A 3,479-nucleotide genomic window follows, 5' to 3' on the forward strand; every position below is an offset into this window, starting at 1 on the left:
TGACTGGTACAGCACCCCGTTTAGAAAATACGACCCGAGCCTGGGCAGATTCCATGGGGTGGATGCGCTGGCGGAGTTGAACATCACCGTAGGGCCGAGTTCCTTTGCACATAACAACCCAATTAGTTTCAACGACCCTACCGGACTAGACGACAACGACGGCGACGAAGAGAATGGCGGCGGTGGTGGCGGGGTGCCTCCTATTCCAATGCAAGGTCCATGGTATGGATATGATATGCGAGGGTATGATAATATTGCCAAAGCTACGCAAGGCCATGGAGGAAACAATGGTTGGGCAGTCGCGGGAAGATTTGGGTCACTTTATAATCGTATATTTGGAGCATCTAGTCCGAATTTCTATCAACATATGATGGCAAAATTCAATAAAGCCTTGAGTACGTCAGAACCTCTAACATCAGTTACTGCTAAAGGGGCAGGAATCGAGGTTCATGATGTGACTTCACGCACAGGTGGTATTGAAAGTTCAGCGGTTCCACTTGTTGCCGTTACATTGAATGGGAGTTTAATTGGAATTTTTGACCCTGATGTAATTTATCAACCAGCGCAAAATGGAGATCAAGTAATAGATGGAATATGGGTTCCTAATAATGCTGATGAGGTATTACCTCCTGCTGTGAATTTGTTTGGTGGGGACGACCAAGCTCTTGCTGGCTTAATCAATCACTTTAGGTATGTTGGAAGGGGTATGGATAATGGAAATTATCATTTGAGCAACGTCGCACAAAGTATGGTTAAGCCGTCAAGTGGGAATTTTTTTGGTTGATTGGTATAATGGTTTTTTCGGGGGATCCATGGCAAACCCTCAAATCAGCGGTAAAGGTACATATGATGGTATGGAGGTTTCTTGGATTGTGTGGCCTGCCAATTGGGGAGGGACTGGTTCTGAAAGTGCTTGGAAAGAACATAAATGGAATAATATTGGCGGATTGTCGACTAGAATATTTGACAATAGATATCAAATTAGGTTGCACGGAGCCAATGGGAATGACCCAAGAGTCATTTTGGAATATTCAAATTTTACAGACTTTAATAATGCTCATTTTGACTTTACAGGAAAATACTATCAATGATGATGAAAAAAGTTTATTTGGTTATTGTGATCGTTGTTGTATTGGGTATTATCTATAATTACTTTAAACGTGATGAGAGAAGACCACAAGACGAAAATGTGAAATGTTTAGAATACACTAATCGATCTTCTAAGGGAGCTGTCAAGCTAAATTTGAATATGGTTGATTATTATATTGACCCAATTGGATGGGAGGTAATGGTTAGCTCAGAAAGTGATGAAAACTTATTTTACTCAATGAGAAAGGAGGATGGTGATACAAGCAAATTTTTAACCTTTTTTTCCGATAAAGATCAACAAGTTCAAAAGATCGATTCTTATACTAAGGAGTTTTACCTAGGGGAAATTAAGCATCATGTTTGTATGTATGAAGACACTTTTTACTATTATACAGAGAATCAATTTTCAGAGAAAGTGTTTATCATTGGAGAGTACAACTTTAGATTTTCAAATGCACAACTTAGTCCTGATGAACTTGGTTATTATGTATTATATAGGGATTCATTAGGCAGAATAAGAGGTCACAACCTTCCCAAACTCCCTCCGATCAGTGAAGAGGAAAGAGAAAAAATTAAAGAAATAGATAGTTTGAATCAACTAAACAATAACTAGAAATGGGGTTTATGGGATTTGGGATGCGTAAAGAAGTTTATCAGCGCAAACCCAGCAAATTTTCAATTGAAGCAAGGTATAAAAAGAGTGAGACAGGAAAAACTTCAAGTTTAATGCGGGAAGTGAACTAGAGAAAATGACCGACTGGTACAGCACGCCATTCCGAAAATACGACCCGAGCCTGGGTAGATTCCATGGGGTGGATAAGTTGGCGGAGTGGAACATGACCGTTGGGCCAGGGCAGTTCGCCTACAACAATCCCATCAATCGGAATGATCCAACTGGCTTGGATTCGCCTGATGGTGACGAAGAGAATGGCGGTGATAGTGGACTTGGACCATGTAATTGTGCGCTTTCTAGAAACTACGGGAGAAGAGGTGGACAAAGCGCAATCGCTGGATCTGGGGGGCACTGGACAGATTTTGCTTGGGATATCATAGGAGGTGTACAAGATTTTCTGAGAAATTCGAACATGATGACAAGGAGTACCTTTGCTATATTTTATGGTAAATCAGTGCAAGAAAAGCGATTTGATGTAGCGAAGAACGAAAGTAGAGGTTTGAGCAACTCAGAGATGATTGATGTTACAGGAGAATTAGGTTGGAAAATCACTGAAGACGGACGTTTAGTATATTATGCTTCAGAAGCAGGTACTTGGAATGTGGATATTTCTTTTCTTCAAAGAATGCAGCAATCAAATGGATCAGAACTAGGTCCTCGTGATCCCACGCATTCAGAACAACTTGAAATGGAGGCAGCCGAAGTAATCTATTTAGAGCAAGTCTATGAGAATTTTATTAAAATTGCACATAATGATCCAAGATCACCGTGGAATCAGGAAGGGCAATCAACAGTCAAGTATAAGCTGCTTGGTGCGTGGGAAGCGTCCGGCGATAATATAATTGGAAATGGTTCTTCAACTTATGGATATAGTTGGCGAAAGCAGATGCTCTTAAGAACTGGTAATTCTAGCCTTCATAATGAGTTGCTGCAAATGGCACATGATTTTACTTTTGCCAGCTATACTACGGAATGGTGGAAAAATATGACATGGGAAGAAAAGTTGAAAAAGAAAGTAATAGAATGATAAGAAACACAATTATGAAAAAAGGCATTTCAATATTTGTAATGCTAATTTGTCTGTTTTTTACAGGTTATATTTCAATTAAAATTGACTTGATAGAAACGCAAGTTAGTTTGCTGAAAAATGATATTTGTTTAATTGAAACTAATGACTCCTCAATAGCTACAAAAAAAAATCTTCTGTTTATTGAAGTTAGCCAAGATGTAAAAGCAATAGCAAAGGCTTCAAAATTATTGAATTACGTATTTGTCATTGCTATCATATTGATTATCGTATTTCCTCTATTGAAGAAACGATCCTGATCGGGCGCGGTGTGCCGAGAAGTGAGAGCTCGGAAAAGTACTTTCACAAGCTGCCCTGACCGAGCGCGTTTAGCTTTTTAACGTAACGCATTCGTGGAATTAAAGAAATTAGGAATCCCTGATGCTGTGTAGTATTGGGGATTTTTGTTATTGAGAGAACAGCAAGCGTATGAGACAAATTGATGTCACCAGCCCAGTCTACTTTGACGACCTTCAAGTCAGTTACACCCATTCACCTGTGGTTCAGAAGGGGGCTGAGTGTCTAGAAAATGTCCGGTGGACATTTTTAACGAAGAGCCAGGTGGCGGGAGGATCCTTCGGCCTCTCTTTCAACTCCTACAGCCGGGCAGCGATCACCGATCAAAACTTCAAGTTCAACGCCGGCTCAGAG

At 40.3% G+C, this 3,479-nt stretch carries 4 protein-coding genes and 2 pseudogenes; all 6 read left to right on the plus strand.

Annotation, left to right across the window (positions count from 1 at the left end):
• Nucleotides 1–784: pseudogene (locus ABJF11_RS10705) on the plus strand (hypothetical protein); the annotation flags it as partial.
• A gap of 28 nt (nucleotides 785–812) precedes the next feature.
• The gene (locus tag ABJF11_RS10710) at nucleotides 813–1,091 is read left to right on the plus strand and encodes a hypothetical protein (protein ID WP_348119845.1); all 279 of its coding nucleotides are present in this window, start codon (nucleotides 813–815) and stop codon (nucleotides 1,089–1,091) included.
• Entirely contained in the window at nucleotides 1,088–1,702 is a 615-nt protein-coding gene (locus ABJF11_RS10715; protein ID WP_348119846.1) for a hypothetical protein, read from the plus strand. The genes ABJF11_RS10710 and ABJF11_RS10715 overlap by 4 nt, the downstream gene beginning before the upstream one ends.
• Nucleotides 1,703–1,811: 109 nt before the next feature.
• A pseudogene (locus tag ABJF11_RS10720) lies at nucleotides 1,812–2,789 on the plus strand (RHS repeat-associated core domain-containing protein); the annotation flags it as partial.
• A complete protein-coding gene (locus ABJF11_RS10725) occupies nucleotides 2,753–3,088 on the plus strand; it encodes a hypothetical protein (RefSeq protein ID WP_348119847.1) in 336 nt (111 codons plus the stop codon). The pseudogene ABJF11_RS10720 and the gene ABJF11_RS10725, both read left to right, overlap by 37 nt.
• Before the next feature lie 169 nt (nucleotides 3,089–3,257).
• Nucleotides 3,258–3,479 (plus strand): hypothetical protein (locus tag ABJF11_RS10730; protein ID WP_348119848.1); only part of this gene is annotated, 222 nt, incomplete at its 3' end.

It is taken from the genome of Reichenbachiella sp., from assembly GCF_039941815.1.
Classification (GTDB): domain Bacteria; phylum Bacteroidota; class Bacteroidia; order Cytophagales; family Cyclobacteriaceae; genus Reichenbachiella.